Source organism: Vibrio sp. 10N.247.311.47 (assembly GCF_041467535.1).
Lineage (GTDB): Bacteria > Pseudomonadota > Gammaproteobacteria > Enterobacterales > Vibrionaceae > Vibrio > Vibrio crassostreae_C.
This window is the reverse complement of sequence record NZ_JBFSUR010000019.1, coordinates 84,805-101,591: the sequence shown is the minus strand read 5'-3', so window position 1 is coordinate 101,591 and position 16,787 is coordinate 84,805. Positions and strand designations below refer to the sequence as shown.

The window sequence follows — 16,787 nt, the reverse complement described above, 5'->3', positions numbered from 1 at the left end:
AACCGAGGTCCACGGATTTGCAATCCGCTGCATAGCCACTCTGCCAAGGCGCCTTAGTAACTCCAATCGAATCGCTCATTGCCATCCTCTTGGGTACGGGATGCATTCTACGGATTCAGACGATTGAGTCAATATTATTTTTGTATTTTTAATTCGTTTGAATAGATTTCATACGAAACAGGCCAAATAGCTGACTTTATGTTCAAAACACACTGTGAGCGGGTTATTCAAAGGAGATCTATATCACATTAGATATCCACTATTGATAACTTAACCTTAGGTTAAAGATCAAAAAAGCGAGCCTCAGCTCGCTTCTTCATCAATGATGTTTTTCGTCTAACAAATCGTCTTTGGCAGCCATCAAGTATTGTGCCATTGACCAATAAGTAAGAACGGTGGCGACATACAGTGCAATGTAACCTACCCACACCATCCAGTCGTCGTATCTCCAGATAAGTACCCAAAGAGCGAACATCTGAGAAACCGTTTTGACTTTACCAACCCAAGATACCGCAACACTTGCGCGTTTACCGATTTCAGCCATCCATTCACGAAGCGCTGAGATGATGATCTCGCGAGCTATCATAGTCACGGCTGGGATAGTTATCCAAATCGAGTGGTAATGCTCTGTAATCAGGATAAGAGCCGTAGCGACCAACACTTTGTCAGCCACAGGGTCAATGAAGGCGCCGAAGCGAGACGTTTGCCCTAACTTACGAGCTAGCATGCCATCTAGCCAATCAGTGAAACCGGCTACCCAAAACACCATCGCAGCAGCGAAAGGAGCCCATTGATAAGGTAGATAGAAAACGACAACGAATACTGGGATCAAAAATAGTCTCAGTAAGGACAAAATGTTAGGTATATTCAAACGCATATTATTGGGCTCTTATTAATTGCGCTTTAATGGTGCGGGATTTTTACTATTGTTTCAATGCTTGATAAATGTTTTCTGCCAAAGAATGACTAATGCCCGGCACTTTGGCTATTTCTTCGACAGTTGCACGCTTAAGTTCTTGTAAGCCACCCATATATTTCAGCAAAGCTTGACGACGTTTAGGTCCTACCCCTTCAATTCCTTCCAAAGCACTGGTTCTGCGCGTTTTACCACGTTTCGCCCTGTGCCCTGCAATCGCATGATTATGGCTCTCATCACGAATGTGCTGGATAAGATGCAGCGCTGGTGCATCGCTAGGTAAATTAAACTCTTCACCTTCAAGGGTTACCAAAGTTTCTAAACCCGGTTTACGCGTCACGCCTTTCGCAATACCCATCATTCTTGGTCTAAACGGCCAATCACCCCAATATTGAGAAATGATCTCATGAGCGCGGTTTAGCTGACCTTTACCACCATCGATAAAGATGATGTCTGGGATCTTGTCGACATCGAGTTGCTTCGAATAACGTCTCTCAAGCGCCTGAGCCATCGCTGCATAATCATCGCCACCTGTAATGCCGGTGATGTTGTAACGACGGTACTCTGGTTTAACCGGGCCTTCTTGATTGAACACCACACACGACGCAATCGTGCTTTCACCCATGGTATGACTGATATCAAAACATTCCATGCGCTTGATAGCATCCATCGACAGCACTTCTTGGAGCTCTTTGAAGCGCTGATTAATCGTCATCTTGTGATTAATCTTGGTGGTAATAGCCGTCAATGCATTGGTATTAGACAATTTAAGGTAACGACCTCGAGTACCTGAAGGGTTGGTATTGAAGTGAATCTTACGACCCGCAACTTCACACAAGGCTTCTTGAATCGGTGTGACATCTTCCATCAAATCAGCATTAAGGATGAGACGAGTTGGGATGGTTCTCGCTTCATTATGTGCAAGATAGTATTGGCTTAAAAAGCTCGAAAAGACTTCCTCTCGCACCGTATTGTTTGGAATTTTCGGGAAATGGCTTCTACTGCCTAAAACCTTTCCTTGGCGAATCATCAAGATGTGAATACAAGCCACGCCATTTTCTTGAGCAAAACCTAACACGTCCATATCTTCCATTGAGTCGTCAGATACGTACTGTTGCTCTTGCACGCGTCGAATCGCTTGGATCTGGTCACGGAAAGCAGCGGCTTGCTCAAAGCGAAGCTCTTGGCTTGCCTTGTCCATTTTATCGATGAGTGTCTCAAGAACTAGCTTGTCTTTCCCCTGCAGGAATAAACGAACGTAGTCGATAAGCTCGCTGTACTCTTCATCAGAGATAATTGAGCTGACACATGGCGCAGCGCAACGACCAATCTGATACATCAAACACGGGCGAGTTCTGTTGGCATAAACCGTATCCTCACACTGACGAGCAGGAAAGATTTTCTGTATTAGGTGCAACGTCTCACGCACAGCGCCGGAATCAGGATAAGGACCAAAGTACTCTCCCTTTTTCTTCTTAGCACCACGATGCATCGACAACCGAGGATGTTTGTGACCACTAATAAAAATATAGGGATACGACTTATCATCACGAAGAAGTACGTTGTATTTCGGTAGGTACTGCTTGATGTAGTTGTGCTCAAGGATAAGAGCTTCTGTTTCTGTATGCGTTACAGTGACATCGATTTTGTCGATATTGCTAACTAAAGCGCGCGTTTTTTCACTGTCGACTTTTTTACGGAAATAACTGGAAAGGCGTTTTTTGAGGTTCTTTGCTTTACCGACGTAAATAACAACAGCCTCGGCGTTATACATACGATAAACGCCGGGCTGTTCTGTTACTGTCTTGAGAAATGACACTGAGTCAAACAAGTTGGTCACTATACGATCTCAGTGTTAAAGGGTCTCAGTGTCTAACATTCCATGTCTAATCGCTAAATGCGTCAGCTCTACATCGCCACTGATATCCAATTTGCTGAACAAACGGTAGCGGTAACTGTTGACTGTTTTAGGACTTAGATTGAGTTGTTCTGAAATATCCGTCACTTTCTGACCTTTGGTAATCATCATCATGATTTGAAGTTCACGTTCAGATAAGTCTGCGAATGGATTTTCAGACGCAGGCGAGAATTGGCTCAAAGCCATCTGCTGCGCAATTTCTGGTGAAATGTATCGTTGGCCACTATTAACCACTCGAATTGCATTTACCATTTCATCCGGACCTGCCCCTTTAGTAAGGTAACCAGCAGCTCCAGCTTGCATCACTTTAGTTGGAAACGGATTTTCCGTATGAACAGTTAAAACGATGATTTTAACATCAGGGTTGAAACGCAAGATCTTCTTGGTTGCTTCTAAGCCACCAATACCAGGCATATTCATATCCATCAAAATAACGTCAGTATTGTTAGTACGACACCATTTTGCAGCATCTTCACCGCTTTCAGCTTCCCCTGCTACGTTCATTCCACGGACGTCTTCAATAATACGTCGTATCCCTGTGCGAACCAGCTCGTGATCATCTACAAGGAAAACATTTATCAAACTTGTATCTCCACACTATTAATTGGCTCTGCAACCACTGTGTCATTTCATCTGTTTGAAACAATTGAACAAAGGAACAGTGGATCGCAGCATTGAGTACATCTTAACTTAATTACTAAAAAAAAGCTCTGTTGAATATGTGCTGAAACACGAACTTTAGCAAGTACTTATTAACAAATAAGCTAACTAAAACAACAAGCTTTTTCTAAAAATCAACCAGTTAAAACAATACCCAATAAAATTACATAAGATAAAGATATTTTCAATACCATTGAATAACCATTCGCGACAATTTCACTTATTTGCTTATAGAGTCCCGTTATTTGCCTCTACTAACTAGAATTTAGTTAGTATTTTTACTGCCTTTTGTGCGCAGAGGGTCGCTAGATGGTAGTATTCGATTCCCCATTTCAATAGGTTACTACATTGGATATTCAGCAAGGCTTTGTACTCACAAGACAAGCAAGAGATTTTTCAGGGCGCACACAAATCGACTTGTGGTTAAGCACCCCTCAAGGCCCTACTCTGCTGACGATTCAAAATGAAAAACCGGTATTTTTTGTCGCTCAATCTGACGTTGAGGCATGTCAGGCAATCGCAGCGAAAGAGTCGATCGATTGCCAATTTAAGCCTCTAGAATTAGCCACATTCGAGCAAACACCTCTCGCCGCGTGTTACACCTCACTGTCGAGAAGCAGCTTTGGTTTAGCGCAAGCCTTTCACAACGAAGAAATCCAAACCTTTGAAAGCGATATTCGACTCGCCGATCGATTCTTGATGGAACGTTTTATCAAGGGAAGTATTGAGTTCACCGGATCTGCTGTGCAAAAAAATCAGCATCGTCGAGTCTCAAACGCAAAATGCCGAGCAGGTGATTACTTACCTAACTTGTCAGTAGTGTCACTTGATATTGAATGCTCAGAAAAAGGCGTGCTTTATTCCATTGGCTTAGACAGCCCGATGGACAGCCGAGTCATCATGGTCGGCGAACCACAAGAAGCAGACACCAACATCCAATGGGTTGTCAACGAAAAAGTGCTGCTTGAAGCGATGATAGCTTGGTTCTTGGAGTTTGATCCTGACATCATCATTGGCTGGAATGTTATCGACTTCGATTTTAGGCTGCTGCACAAACGTTCAGAATGGAACGAAGTGAAGCTCAACATCGGCAGAGACAACCAACCGAGCTTTTTCCGCAGTTCTGCTCAAAATCAGCAAGGTTTTATCACGATTCCGGGGCGCGTTGTCTTGGATGGTATTGATATGCTCAAGACAGCGACCTACCACTTCCGTTCTTGGTCTCTTGAGTCGGTATCGCAAGAGCTGCTTGGGGAAGGCAAAGACATCCATAACGTTCATGACCGTATGGATGAGATAAACCGAATGTTTAAGTTCGATAAACCCTCACTCGCTAAGTACAACCTTCAAGACTGCGTACTGGTAAACAGCATCTTCGAGCACACTCACCTACTCGACTTCGCGATTGAGCGCTCTCGATTAACCGGTGTTGAGCTGGATCGCGTTGGTGGCTCTGTTGCGGCCTTTACTAACTTATATCTGCCTCAAATCCACAGAGCGGGTTATGTCGCACCGAACTTAGAGCCAGAGAATTGGATTGCGAGCCCCGGCGGTTATGTGATGGATTCAATTCCCAATCTGTACGACTCGGTTTTGGTACTCGATTTTAAGAGCCTGTATCCATCGATCATTCGCTCGTTTCTGATTGACCCTATGGGACTAATTGAAGGGTTGAAGCTTGAACTAGGCCCAGCAGAAAACCAAGCCGTTGATGGCTTTCGAGGTGGGCAATTCCACCGCTCTAAACACTTCTTGCCCGAGATGATCGAAAACCTTTGGGCTGCACGTGATGTGGCGAAGAAGAACAACGAGAAAGCGTTCTCTCAGGCGATTAAGATCATCATGAACTCATTCTATGGTGTGTTAGGTTCGTCTGGTTGTCGTTTCTTCGATACCCGGTTAGCGTCTTCAATTACCATGCGTGGACATGAGATCATGAAGCAAACCAAGGTTCTGATCGAAGACAAAGGCTATCAAGTGATTTACGGCGATACCGATTCAACCTTCGTGTCTCTGAACGGCAGTTATGATCAGCAAAAAGCAGACGAGATCGGGAACACACTGGTCGCTTACATCAACGATTGGTGGACGAATCACTTAAAAGAGACCCACAACCTAACCTCAATACTCGAATTGGAATACGAGACTCACTATCGCAAGTTTCTAATGCCGACCATTAGAGGTTCAGAAACCGGCTCGAAGAAACGTTATGCCGGATTAATCACTCAAGGCGATAAAGAAAAGATCATATTTAAAGGGCTTGAGAGTGCACGCACCGATTGGACACCTCTCGCACAGCAATTCCAACAAACCTTGTATGAGATGGTGTTTCACGATCAAGATCCAACCGACTACGTCAGACAGTTTGTTGATGAAACCTCTGCTGGCAAACATGATGATTTATTGGTGTATCAAAAGCGCTTACGCCGCAAATTACATGAATACCAAAAGAACATTCCGCCGCAGGTTCGCGCAGCTCGTATGGCCGATGAGATCAATGCTCAGTTAGGGCGCCCTCTTCAATACCAAAATAAAGGACGCATTGAGTATTTGATTACTCTGAGTGGCCCTGAGCCCAAGGAGTATTTAAAGAGTGGTATCGATTATCAGCACTATATCGACAAGCAGATTAAACCGGTCGCAGAGGCAATACTGCCCTTCATCGGTTTAGACTTTGAAAGAGTTAGTGGGCAGCAGTTGGGTTTGTTCTAGCACTATATTCAATATGCTCTTAAAACGAAAAAAGCAGAGATATGTTCTTCAGCACACTCTGCTTTTTAGTATCAATGGATCGGTTATAAATCTCTATCCGATTCTGAACTCGGTTTTCTGATACTGCTTAATCAACCACTCACCAAAGCCATCAAGAATACCGATCACCGAACGTTTAGGGATTGGTCGACCAGAAAGTAAAATGCCCAACCTTTGGATTTCGACTTCTCGATCTGGGTGATACTTCAAGAACTGTTGGCCACATTCAACAGGATCATCGTACCAATATTTATCGCGGTACATCACCAGTGAGTAACTCGCCCGTAGAAGCTTCTTGGCAATAATCACCTGCGCAGCGACTTGTTGTTCTGGCGTTGTCGCTCGTGCGATCTTGTTGCGATACACCGCCAACCAGTTTTCCGCATCCATATTCCAGTGCTTAGCGATTTCCCAACTTGTTTCAAAATCACCATAGCAGTCTGATAAGTCTTCACCATGCACACACACGGCTAAATGCTTGAGCATAAAACCCCAAGTGAAGATATTGTCGAAATCGACTATCTCACTCACTAAGGTAGTTTTTATCGCCACTTGAGTTACCTGCGGGAAGCTCTTTTGGAAACGCCATTTGATGGTGTTCAACAAAGTGGTTCGTTGGTCAGGAAACGGTCGATGGGTCACCACAACCACATCTAGATTGGAGCGACCGAAGACGGCTTGCTTACGAGCCACACTGCCATAAATATAAATACTGTGCAGATTAGATCCTAACCCACCTTTTAGAAAGGTAATCAGATCGTTAACCACAGGTTGAAATTCAGGTTGAAAAGGCTGTGTTGGGTCAATAACGGGTAGCTGCATAGGTCGTTTCGGTAAATAAAATAATGATTTAACTATAACTCTATGATCGCCTAGGTGACTTTATGATTCAAGCTATTCCTATTTATAGCATCTCCGAGATATAATCAGCGGATAGACCCACTAAGGACAAACACAAAATGCCTAGAGCAAGTGAAATTAAAAAAGGTTTTGCTATCACAGTAGAAAGCAAAACAGTGATCGTTAAAGATATCGAAGTAACAACACCAGGCGGCCGTGGCGGCCAAAAGATTTACCGCTTCCGTGGTAACGATGTAGCAACTGGCGTTAAAACTGAAGTTCGCCACAAGGCTGACGAAATTGTTGAAACTATTGACGTAACTAAGCGTGCAGTAATGTTCTCTTACGTTGATGGCAACGAGTACATCTTCATGGACAACGAAGATTACACACAATTCATCTTCAACGGTGAGACTATCGAAGACGAACTACTGTTCATCAACGAAGAAACTCAAGGCATGTACGCGATCCTTATCGACGGCAACGCTGCAACGCTTGAGCTACCAACATCTGTTGAACTAGTTATCGAAGAGACTGATCCTTCAATCAAAGGTGCATCAGCGTCTGCTCGTACTAAGCCTGCTCGTCTTTCTACAGGTCTTACTATTCAAGTACCTGAATACATCGCGACTGGCGACAAAGTAGTAGTAAACACTGCTGAACGTAAATACATGAACCGCGCAAGCTAAGATACTTATTATGACCGAAGCTAACGACCTAATGTCTTATGACGACGCAATTGACACTGCATACGACATCTTCCTAGAGATGGCACCTGACAACCTAGAGCCTGCAGACGTGATTCTTTTCACTGCTCAGTTTGAAGATCGTGGCGCAGCAGAGCTTGTTGAAACTGGCGATGATTGGGTTGAACATGTTGGCTTTGAAGTCGACAAAGAGATCTACGCTGAAGTGCGCATTGGTCTTGTGAATGAAGCTGATGACGTTCTAGACGACGTATTTGCTCGCATGTTAATCAGCCGTGATCCAGAACATAAGTTCTGTCACATGCTGTGGAAACGCGACTAATACCGCTGTTGACGCTCATCTGCATGAGTAAACAAGTATTCATGTAAGCGAGTTAAAAGTTAGCCGAGCCCATTGCTCGGCTATTTTTATCACGCTATTTTCCATCGTGATTCATCACTTTCATCATCAACGTTAGATTCACTGATTATGACCAAAGCAAAAACAGACACACAATCAAAAGGCTATGCCTGCATTGGCCTAGTTAACCCAAAGACGCCTGAAAACGTAGGCTCTGTAATGCGAGCTGCTGGCTGCTACGGCGCCAACTCTGTGTTTTACACTGGCACACGCTACGACCATGCGCGAAAATTCCATACCGACACCAAAGAAAAGCACTTAGCCCTGCCTTTGATTGGTGTTGAAGAGCTGAAAGATATTATTCCAGTAGGCTGCGTGCCGGTTGCTGTTGATCTGATTGAAGGTGCTAAGCCTCTACCTGATTACAAGCACCCACCACGCGCGTTTTACATTTTTGGCCCAGAAGATGGCACGCTAAAGAAAGAGATCACAGATTTCTGTCGTGAGACGATTTACGTTCCGACCAACGGCTGTATGAATCTAGCGGCATCAGTGAATGTTGTGCTTTACGACCGACTGGCGAAAGGCGATAACTTTTCGAATCATAAGTAAAAGAAACGAGATACGAGATAAGAGATGCGAAAAGCTCGCTTACTGTCACTTATGGCAGCATGTTTTCGATACTCGGTTACTCGCATCCCGCATCTGCTATTTCTCCAGACGTAAAAAAACCTGCTCAATGAGCAGGTTTTTTAGTATTCAGTGCTTTCAGCTAATGAAGCTTTACGCGTAAGAAATTACGTAATTACTGACGTGTTCTTGGCTTAGCTGGTTTAGCCGGACGACCGTTGTTCAGTTTAGGCTTACTTTTGTTAGCCTGAGGTTTACCTTTGTTTGCAGCTGGAGCGCTACGACCTGAATCAGGTGTTGTAGTACCGCGAGTTGCAGGCTTCTTACGCTTAGTTTGGTTGCTACGGCCTTTTGGTGCGTTTGCACGCTCTTCGTGACGTTTAACAGCACGACGAATTTTTTGGCTACGAGAACGCTCACGCTTACGAGAAGTGTTTGAAGGATCAAGATCCAACAGTGTCTCTTTCTCAGGCTTAAGCTCAACAAGCTCACGCAGGTAGTTAACTTCTTGAAGATCTAGCTCTTTCCAACCGCCACGAGGCAGTTTCTTATCAAGGTAGATATCACCGTAACGTACACGTTTCAGGCGGCTTACTGTCGTTTCTTGAGATTCCCAAAGACGACGAACTTCACGGTTACGACCTTCGTTAATCGCTACGTAGAAAGTATGGTTCATACCTTCACCACCAGCGTAAACAACATCTTCAAAACGAGCCATGCCGTCTTCTAGTTGTACACCACGAGTAACGTTTTTAACTTTTTGCTCAGTCACTTCACCGAATACACGTACTAGGTACTCACGCTCAACCTGACGGCTTGGGTGCATTAGACGGTTTGCAAGCTCACCATCAGTAGTGAAAAGCAAAAGGCCTGATGTGTTTGCATCAAGACGACCAACTGAAATCCAACGAGAACCACGGATCTTAGGTAGACGATCGAAAACAGTACGGCGGCCTTCAGGGTCGTGACGAGTACAAAGCTCACCTTCAGGTTTGTAGTAAGCAAGTACACGACAAACCACTTCTTCAGAAGCCTTGCCTGAAACAGTATGGCCATCGATACGGATCACTGAGTTCTCGTCTTCAAGACGCTCGCCCAGTTTCGCAACTTGACCGTTAACACTTACACGACCAGATTTGATTAAACCTTCTAGTTCACGACGAGAACCGTGACCAGCTCGCGCTAAAACCTTCTGTAATTTTTCGCTCATTTACTCTTTTCTACCTAATTGTCGTCTTCACAGACGTCGAATGAATTTTTCGCGACCAAATCGCGGTCGCGTATTATCGCAAATAACCTGCCAAAAAGCACTTGTTATTTACTGTGGCAGGTTTGCTGTATCGTTACAGACTGTTAATCAGTAAAGCGATTATTCAAACGGCGCAGGATCGCCAGCACCACGACGTAGAACCACGGCATCATCGTCACTGAAGTCAATAACCGTCGTCGGTTGCTCACCTAAGTAACCGCCATTCAAAATGACATCAACCGCATGCTCTAGGCTGTCACGAATTTCTTCTGGATCCGACTCTGTAGTCTCGTTACCCGGAAGAATCAGAGACGTCGACATCAGTGGTTCGCCCATCGCTTCCAACAGGTCGAGTGCAATCTTGTTGTCTGGGACACGAATACCAATCGTTTTACGCTTGGCGTTCATCAAACGCTTTGGCACTTCTTTAGTTGCTTTAAAGATAAACGTGTAAGCACCTGGCGTGTGTGCTTTCAGCAGACGGAAAGCCACGTTATCAACGCGTGCATACAGTGATAACTCAGAAAGATCACGGCATAACAAGGTGAAATTGTGCTTGTCATCGATGCGACGAATTTTACAGATACGTTCAAGTGCTTGTTTGTTTTCAAGCTGACAGCCCAGCGCATAACCGGAATCTGTTGGATAAACCACAACGCCGCCATTGCGAATAATCGCAACCGCTTGAGTAATTAAGCGTGCTTGTGGGTTATCTGGGTGTACATAAAAAAACTGGCTCATTGTTGATCCTCGTTATCGAATCTCTCGACTCTATCATCAGAAGGAGCTGGCTCACCTAAAGACTATTCAGATGGTGAAACCGTTTGAAACTCCCAATCTTTCCATACTTCTTCGACCCCAGAAGGTAGCCAGAGATTGCGTCCAAGTTCCATCCACGGAGATGGGTAATGGAAATCACTGCCTTGGGAGGCTAATAGTTTGTATTGTATAGCATAATCCGCGAGTGTGCGTCTTTCTTGTTGCGCTTGCTGAGGTTGAGCTACTTCCATCGCATCCCCTTTCGCTTCAACAAATGCCGCTAGCAGGCGCTTAACCCACTTGGCTGTAAGTCCATATCGCCCAGGGTGAGCGAGTACGGCTTGTCCACCAGCAGCATGAATAGCCGTGACAGCATCACTCATTGAACACCAAGTTGGCGGCACATAACCTGGGTTATTACGAGTAAGAAACTTTTTAAACACCTGCTGCATAGTTTTCGCATAGCCATTGTCGACTAGCCACTTAGCAAAGTGAGCGCGAGTGATTGGTGCATCACCCGCAATCAATTTAACTTCTTCTAACACCCCTTCACGAGTCGCTTTCTCAAGACGGTGAGCGATCATCTCAGCACGCCCAATACGGTGTTGCTTCTGTTGTTCAATGAGCGCTTTGAGTTCTGGTGACTCAGGATCAACGTTTAACCCAACAATATGGATATCTTTGTTTTGCCAAACAGTCGAAATCTCAATGCCGTTTATCAACTGAATAGGAAGGTTGTTATCCGCAATGTAGCTGCGTGCTTCAGCAAGCCCATCAGTCGTGTCATGATCTGTAATCGCTAGCGCTTCGATGTTAAAGCCAAGCGCTCGGTCAATTAGCTCAGGTGGAGTAAGTCGGCCATCTGAGGCTGTTGTATGACTATGTAGATCAATTCTCATATATTCTTTTTCATTGTTTTCAATTTTTATCGTTATATTTGTGTCAACACACTTGACCCGCAAGCAGAAAACTAGTTAACTAGTACACAAATACGAAGTATCACATTTGATAGGTTCACCATGTTACAAGAATTTAACCAAAACCATAAAGATAAAGTTTTAGAACTTTCTTCAGTAGAAGCAAGTTCAGAGCTTAATTGGTGGCGCACTTGGACAAGTTCTTGGTGGGCTAACGTGTACTTCTAATTAAACAGTTTGTTTATAAAAAAGTTATCACTAAGCCCGCTTTAATAGCGGGCTTTTTAATTTGTCGAACATCTCACATTCAACTGACTAACAAATCATCGAATTGACCATATTCTAGATTGGGTGAAAGGTATCTTTATGCGACTATGTACGGCAGGAAATTTAAAGAATCATAAAGGAGGTCTTGTGAACAAGGCCATTGAAATCAAAAAGCTGGGAACCATTGAGGTCATCAATTCCTCAGTTCCTTACTCGCAAGATCCAACCAGCGTTTTTCATACTTTGTGTGAAAACAAAACTGATAGTCTTTTGTTGGAATCTGCCGAGATTGAATCTAAACAGAACCTGACAAGCCTACTCCTTATCGACTCTGCTGTTCGCATCGTATGTCGCGGACATGAAGTAATCTTTCAAGCATTGACTGAAAACGGTCAAGCGCTTATCGAACATCTCACTCAAAACGTGAAAGCAGAAATTAAATCTGACCTTACTGATAACGTTTTGACGCTGACTTTTATCGAACCAAGCAACGAATTAGACGAAGACTCACGTTTAAGAGAAGCCTCTTCATTCGATGCACTGCGTTTGGTTCAGCACAGCTTTGAGCAAGACGCGGATAACAAACACGCATTATTCATGGCGGGCTTATTCGCTTACGACATCGTGGCAAACTTTGAGCCACTAGGTGATGCTGAAGCAACCAACAATTGTCCTGACTTTGTCTTCTATGTAGCTGAAACACTATTGCGTTTCGATCACCAAGAGAACGAAGGCCTACTTCACGCGAGCTTATTTGCTCAAGATGACAACATCAAAGCGCAATTAACTGACCGTCTAGCCGACATTCAAACTCAGTGTCAGTCCCTGAAAGCCATCACTGAAGTAACGCCGTTAGACAACGTTGAAGCTGTACCTAGCGTTTCAGATGAAGACTTCTGCCAAACGGTTCGTGATTTAAAAGAGTACGTAGTTAAAGGCGATGTATTCCAAGTGGTACCTTCACGCCGCTTCACTCTACCTTGCCCTGCCCCACTGGCGGCTTATAAAGAACTCAAACAAAGCAACCCAAGCCCTTACATGTTCTACATGCAAGACGAGCTGTTTACTCTGTTCGGTGCATCTCCAGAAAGCGCGCTGAAATACGAGACAGAAACCAACCAAATCGAGATCTACCCGATTGCTGGTACTCGTCGTCGTGGTAAGCGCCCTGACGGTCAAATCGATTTCGACCTAGACAGCCGTATCGAGCTTGAACTGCGTACCGACAAGAAAGAAAACGCCGAGCACATGATGCTAGTTGACCTAGCGCGTAACGATGTGGCACGTATTGCCGAAGCTGGCACTCGCCACGTAGCAGACTTACTGAAAGTAGACCGCTACAGCCATGTAATGCACTTGGTTTCTCGTGTTGTTGGTCAGCTCCGTGAAGACTTAGATGCTCTGCACGCTTACCAAGCTTGTATGAACATGGGCACGCTAACGGGCGCACCAAAAATCCGCGCAATGCAGCTTATTCGAGACGTAGAAAAAACGCGTCGTGGTAGCTACGGTGGTGCAGTCGGTTATCTAACTGGTGAAGGGACTCTAGATACTTGTATCGTAATTCGCTCTGCTTACGTTGAAGATGGCGTGGCACAAGTACAAGCAGGCGCTGGGGTCGTATTTGACTCAGACCCACAAGCAGAAGCCGATGAAACTCGCGGCAAGGCACAAGCGGTTATCTCAGCGATTCAAGCAGCTCATACTAAGAACCTAACACATAAGAAGGAGTCGTAATCATGGCTGATATTGTATTCATCGATAACTTCGACTCGTTCACTTACAACCTTGTAGACCAATTTCGTTCATTAGGTCACAGCGTAAAAATTTACCGTAACAACATTCCTGCAAAAGTAGTTGAAGCGGCGATCAACGAACTAGACAACCCTGTTGCACTGCTTTCACCAGGCCCTGGCGCTCCAGCAGATGCGGGCTGTATGCCAGAGCTGATTCAGCTTCTAAAAGGTAAAGTGCCAATGATTGGTATTTGCTTAGGCCACCAAGCGATTGTTGAAGCCTATGGCGGCACCGTTGCAGGCGCTGGCGAAATCATTCATGGTAAGGTGTCGATGATGGAACACCAAAACCATGCGACTTACCAAGGCTTACCTTCGCCACTGGCTATCGCTCGCTATCACTCTTTAGTGGCAACGCATGTATCTGATAGCCTAACGGTGACAGCTGAAGTCGATGATTTGGTGATGTCTGTGGTTCAAGAACAAGACAAGGTGTGTGGATTCCAATTCCACCCTGAATCAATTATGACGACCTACGGTGCAACGCTTCTAGCAAACGCTATCGAATGGGCTCTTGAGAAACCTCTTCGCCTTGAAAAGACTGGAAAATAGGAAACGATCATGGAACAGATTAATAAACTTTACGAACAGCAGTCTCTTACTCAAGAAGAAAGCCAACAATTGTTTGATGTGATCATCAAGGGGGAACTTGACCCAATCTTGATGGCTTCTGCGCTGACTGCACTAAAAATCAAAGGCGAAACGCCCGATGAGATCGCTGGTGCGGCGAAAGCACTGCTTGCGAATGCAAACCCGTTCCCTCGCCCTGATTACGATTTCGCAGACATCGTTGGTACAGGTGGCGACGGTCACAACACCATTAATATTTCGACGACTTCTGCATTTGTTGCCGCAGCGTGTGGCTTAAAAGTCGCGAAGCACGGTAACCGCAGCGTATCGAGCAAATCAGGTTCTTCTGACCTATTGGATTCGTTCGGTATCAACCTAGCGATGACAGCAGAAGACACGCGTACGGCTGTTGATGAACTTGGCGTAGCGTTCCTATTTGCTCCGCAGTATCACGTTGGTGTACGTCACGCGATGCCGGTTCGTCAAACAATGAAAACGCGCACTATCTTCAATATTCTTGGCCCACTGATTAACCCTGCTCGCCCTAACATCGAGCTAATGGGTGTTTACAGCAAAGAGCTGGTACGCCCTATCGCAGAAACCATGCTGCAAATGGGCATGAAGCGCGCGGCGGTTGTTCACGGTAGCGGCCTTGATGAAGTAGCGATTCACGGCGAAACCATGGTTGCTGAAATCAAAGATGGCACAATTCACGAATACACAGTGACACCAGCAGACTTTGGTTTGAACACTCACCCTCTTGAAGCAATCAAGGGCGGCGAGCCAGAAGAGAACAAAGCCATCACAACCGATATCCTGACGGGTAAAGGCACTGATGGTCAAGTTGGCGCAGTGGCAGTCAACGTTGCTCTACTGATGCGTCTGTTTGGTCACGAAGACCTAAAAGCCAACGCACAGCAAGCAATTGACGCGATGAACTCTGGCAAAGCATACGAGCTTGTACAAAAGCTTGCTGCACACGCCTAACGAACGACGAATCGAGACAAAGAACATGACACAGACTACCGATAAACTGTCGACCCACGTTTCAGTCAAAGAAGCTGAAATGGCGGAAGTATTAGCAAAAATCGTTCGTGATAAATACCAATGGGTTGAAGCACGTAAGCAGACTCAACCATTAGACGAGTTTAAAGCGTCACTAACTGCAACAGACCGCAGCTTTTATGACGCTCTGAGCGGAGAACAAACGGTTTTCATCACTGAATGTAAAAAGGCCTCTCCGTCAAAAGGTTTAATCCGTGACGAGTTTGACCTCGACTACATTGCTTCTGTTTACAACAACCACGCAAACGCGATTTCTGTGCTGACAGACGAGAAGTACTTCCAAGGTGACTTTGAGTTTTTACCTAAAGTTCGCAGCATTGCTAAGCAGCCTATCCTGTGTAAAGACTTCATGGTTGATACCTACCAAGTGTATCTAGCTCGTCATTACTCAGCTGATGCTATCTTGTTAATGCTATCGGTATTAGATGACGAAGAGTACAAAGCGCTGGCGGAAGTCGCTCACTCACTCAACATGGGTGTACTTACCGAAGTCAGCAACGAAGAAGAGCTTCACCGCGCTGTCGCTTTAAAAGCAAAGGTGATCGGTATTAATAACCGTAACCTACGTGACCTTTCGACTGATTTGAACCGTACTAAAGAGTTGGCGCCGCTGATTCGCGAACTGGCTCCAAACGCAGTTGTGATTTCAGAGTCTGGCATCTACACACATCAACAAGTTCGTGACCTTTCAACGTTTGCAGATGGCTTCCTAATCGGTAGCTCTCTAATGGCAGAGAAGAACCTCGAGCTTGCGGTACGCAAAGTAACACTGGGTGAAAACAAGGTGTGTGGTTTAACTCACTCTGACGATGCAGCAAAGGCTTATCAAGCTGGTGCGGTATTCGGTGGTCTGATATTCGTTGAAGCATCTAAGCGTCATGTGGATATCGAAGCGGCTCGTTTGACTATGAGCGGCGCACCTTTGAACTACGTGGGTGTGTTCCAAAACCACAGCGTTACTGACGTTGCGAAAACGGTTTCTGAGCTAGGCCTGTTCGCTGTGCAATTGCACGGTGATGAGTCTCAAGCGTTTGTCGATGAGCTAAAACAGTCACTACCTGAAAGCGTTGAGATTTGGAAAGCTTACGGTGTTTCTCCCGATGCTGAGAGCTCGCTACCAGAATTACTGGAAAGCAACGTGACTCGTCACCTGCTAGATACTAAAGTGGGTTCTCAAACTGGTGGCACAGGCCAAGTGTTCGATTGGAACCTAATCAACAACCAAAGCGCAATCATGTTGGCGGGTGGTCTAACCCCAGAAAATGCTAACCAAGCGGCTAAGTTGGGTTGCTTAGGATTAGACCTAAACTCTGGTGTTGAATCTGCTCCAGGCAAAAAAGACGCAGACAAACTGCAACGTGCTTTTGCTGCGATTCGTAATTACTAGTCCAAGCTCGGCGCT

16 protein-coding genes and 1 other annotated feature are annotated in these 16,787 nt (G+C 45.2%); of the genes, 9 read left to right on the top strand and 7 right to left on the bottom strand.

Translation table 11 applies throughout. The features are described from left to right. Nucleotides 1-319: 319 nt before the first annotated feature. The 3 genes from pgsA to uvrY are packed head-to-tail and all read right to left on the bottom strand — an operon-like array spanning nt 320 to nt 3,416. Nucleotides 320-877, bottom strand: a complete 558-nt coding sequence (pgsA, locus tag AB6E51_RS13940) for a CDP-diacylglycerol--glycerol-3-phosphate 3-phosphatidyltransferase (protein ID WP_017061490.1) — start codon at nt 875-877, stop codon at nt 320-322. 46 nt (nt 878-923) lie between these two features. Further along, nucleotides 924-2,756 (bottom strand): excinuclease ABC subunit UvrC, encoded by a 1,833-nt coding sequence (gene uvrC, locus AB6E51_RS13935; protein WP_372057998.1) that lies wholly within the window; start codon nt 2,754-2,756, stop codon nt 924-926. Between the two features lie 15 nt (nt 2,757-2,771). Continuing rightward, the gene (gene uvrY / locus AB6E51_RS13930; RefSeq protein WP_004729778.1) at nt 2,772-3,416 is read right to left on the bottom strand and encodes a UvrY/SirA/GacA family response regulator transcription factor; all 645 of its coding nucleotides are present in this window, start codon (nt 3,414-3,416) and stop codon (nt 2,772-2,774) included. 426 nt (nt 3,417-3,842) lie between these two features. Between uvrY and AB6E51_RS13925 the strand changes: the two genes are divergently transcribed. Then, nucleotides 3,843-6,206: a DNA polymerase II gene (locus AB6E51_RS13925; protein WP_372057997.1), complete on the top strand. Its 2,364-nt coding sequence runs from the start codon at nt 3,843-3,845 to the stop codon at nt 6,204-6,206. A 93-nt stretch (nt 6,207-6,299) separates the two neighbouring features. On the opposite strand, the gene AB6E51_RS13920 is transcribed toward AB6E51_RS13925, so the two are convergent. Next, the gene (locus tag AB6E51_RS13920; RefSeq protein ID WP_017061494.1) at nt 6,300-7,067 is read right to left on the bottom strand and encodes a hypothetical protein; all 768 of its coding nucleotides are present in this window, start codon (nt 7,065-7,067) and stop codon (nt 6,300-6,302) included. Between the two features lie 137 nt (nt 7,068-7,204). Between AB6E51_RS13920 and yeiP the strand changes: the two genes are divergently transcribed. The 3 genes from yeiP to AB6E51_RS13905 all read left to right on the top strand — a co-directional run bounded on the left by yeiP (nt 7,205) and on the right by AB6E51_RS13905 (nt 8,744). Continuing rightward, nucleotides 7,205-7,774 (top strand): elongation factor P-like protein YeiP, encoded by a 570-nt coding sequence (yeiP, locus tag AB6E51_RS13915; protein WP_017055115.1) that lies wholly within the window; start codon nt 7,205-7,207, stop codon nt 7,772-7,774. Between the two features lie 10 nt (nt 7,775-7,784). Then, the gene (locus tag AB6E51_RS13910) at nt 7,785-8,114 is read left to right on the top strand and encodes an HI1450 family dsDNA-mimic protein (RefSeq protein ID WP_004741258.1); all 330 of its coding nucleotides are present in this window, start codon (nt 7,785-7,787) and stop codon (nt 8,112-8,114) included. Between the two features lie 147 nt (nt 8,115-8,261). Next, complete coding sequence (locus tag AB6E51_RS13905; protein WP_017061495.1) at nt 8,262-8,744, top strand: RNA methyltransferase; 483 nt, start codon at nt 8,262-8,264, stop codon at nt 8,742-8,744. 193 nt (nt 8,745-8,937) lie between these two features. Here AB6E51_RS13905 and rluB read toward each other — a convergent pair whose 3' ends face one another. From rluB to rnm, 3 genes are all read right to left on the bottom strand, one after another. Continuing rightward, the gene (gene rluB, locus AB6E51_RS13900; protein ID WP_017055112.1) at nt 8,938-9,972 is read right to left on the bottom strand and encodes a 23S rRNA pseudouridine(2605) synthase RluB; all 1,035 of its coding nucleotides are present in this window, start codon (nt 9,970-9,972) and stop codon (nt 8,938-8,940) included. A 159-nt stretch (nt 9,973-10,131) separates the two neighbouring features. Continuing rightward, nucleotides 10,132-10,752 carry an L-threonylcarbamoyladenylate synthase gene (locus AB6E51_RS13895; protein ID WP_009848751.1) on the bottom strand — a complete coding sequence of 207 codons (621 nt, stop codon included), beginning with the start codon at nt 10,750-10,752 and terminating at the stop codon, nt 10,132-10,134. A 62-nt stretch (nt 10,753-10,814) separates the two neighbouring features. Next, on the bottom strand, nt 10,815-11,669 hold the full coding sequence (rnm, locus tag AB6E51_RS13890) for an RNase RNM (protein WP_017061496.1): 855 nt from the start codon (nt 11,667-11,669) through the stop codon (nt 10,815-10,817). A 120-nt stretch (nt 11,670-11,789) separates the two neighbouring features. On the opposite strand from rnm, the gene AB6E51_RS13885 reads away from it, so the two are divergent. The 5 genes from AB6E51_RS13885 (at nt 11,790) to trpCF (ending at nt 16,772) form a co-directional block, all read left to right on the top strand. After that, nucleotides 11,790-11,915, top strand: a complete 126-nt coding sequence (locus AB6E51_RS13885) for a trp operon leader peptide (RefSeq protein WP_009848753.1) — start codon at nt 11,790-11,792, stop codon at nt 11,913-11,915. Continuing rightward, nucleotides 11,862-11,976: a sequence feature (Trp leader region), on the top strand. It overlaps the preceding gene by 54 nt. 125 nt (nt 11,977-12,101) lie before the next feature. Beyond that, a complete protein-coding gene (locus AB6E51_RS13880) occupies nt 12,102-13,691 on the top strand; it encodes an anthranilate synthase component 1 (protein WP_372057996.1) in 1,590 nt (529 codons plus the stop codon). Nucleotides 13,692-13,693: 2 nt separating this feature from the next. Then, nucleotides 13,694-14,302: an aminodeoxychorismate/anthranilate synthase component II gene (locus tag AB6E51_RS13875; RefSeq protein ID WP_017063544.1), complete on the top strand. Its 609-nt coding sequence runs from the start codon at nt 13,694-13,696 to the stop codon at nt 14,300-14,302. Nucleotides 14,303-14,311: 9 nt separating this feature from the next. Continuing rightward, on the top strand, nt 14,312-15,307 hold the full coding sequence (gene trpD / locus AB6E51_RS13870) for an anthranilate phosphoribosyltransferase (protein WP_017063543.1): 996 nt from the start codon (nt 14,312-14,314) through the stop codon (nt 15,305-15,307). A gap of 25 nt (nt 15,308-15,332) precedes the next feature. Next, nucleotides 15,333-16,772 (top strand): bifunctional indole-3-glycerol-phosphate synthase TrpC/phosphoribosylanthranilate isomerase TrpF, encoded by a 1,440-nt coding sequence (gene trpCF, locus AB6E51_RS13865; protein WP_372057995.1) that lies wholly within the window; start codon nt 15,333-15,335, stop codon nt 16,770-16,772. The last annotated feature ends 15 nt before the right edge of the window (nt 16,773-16,787 follow it).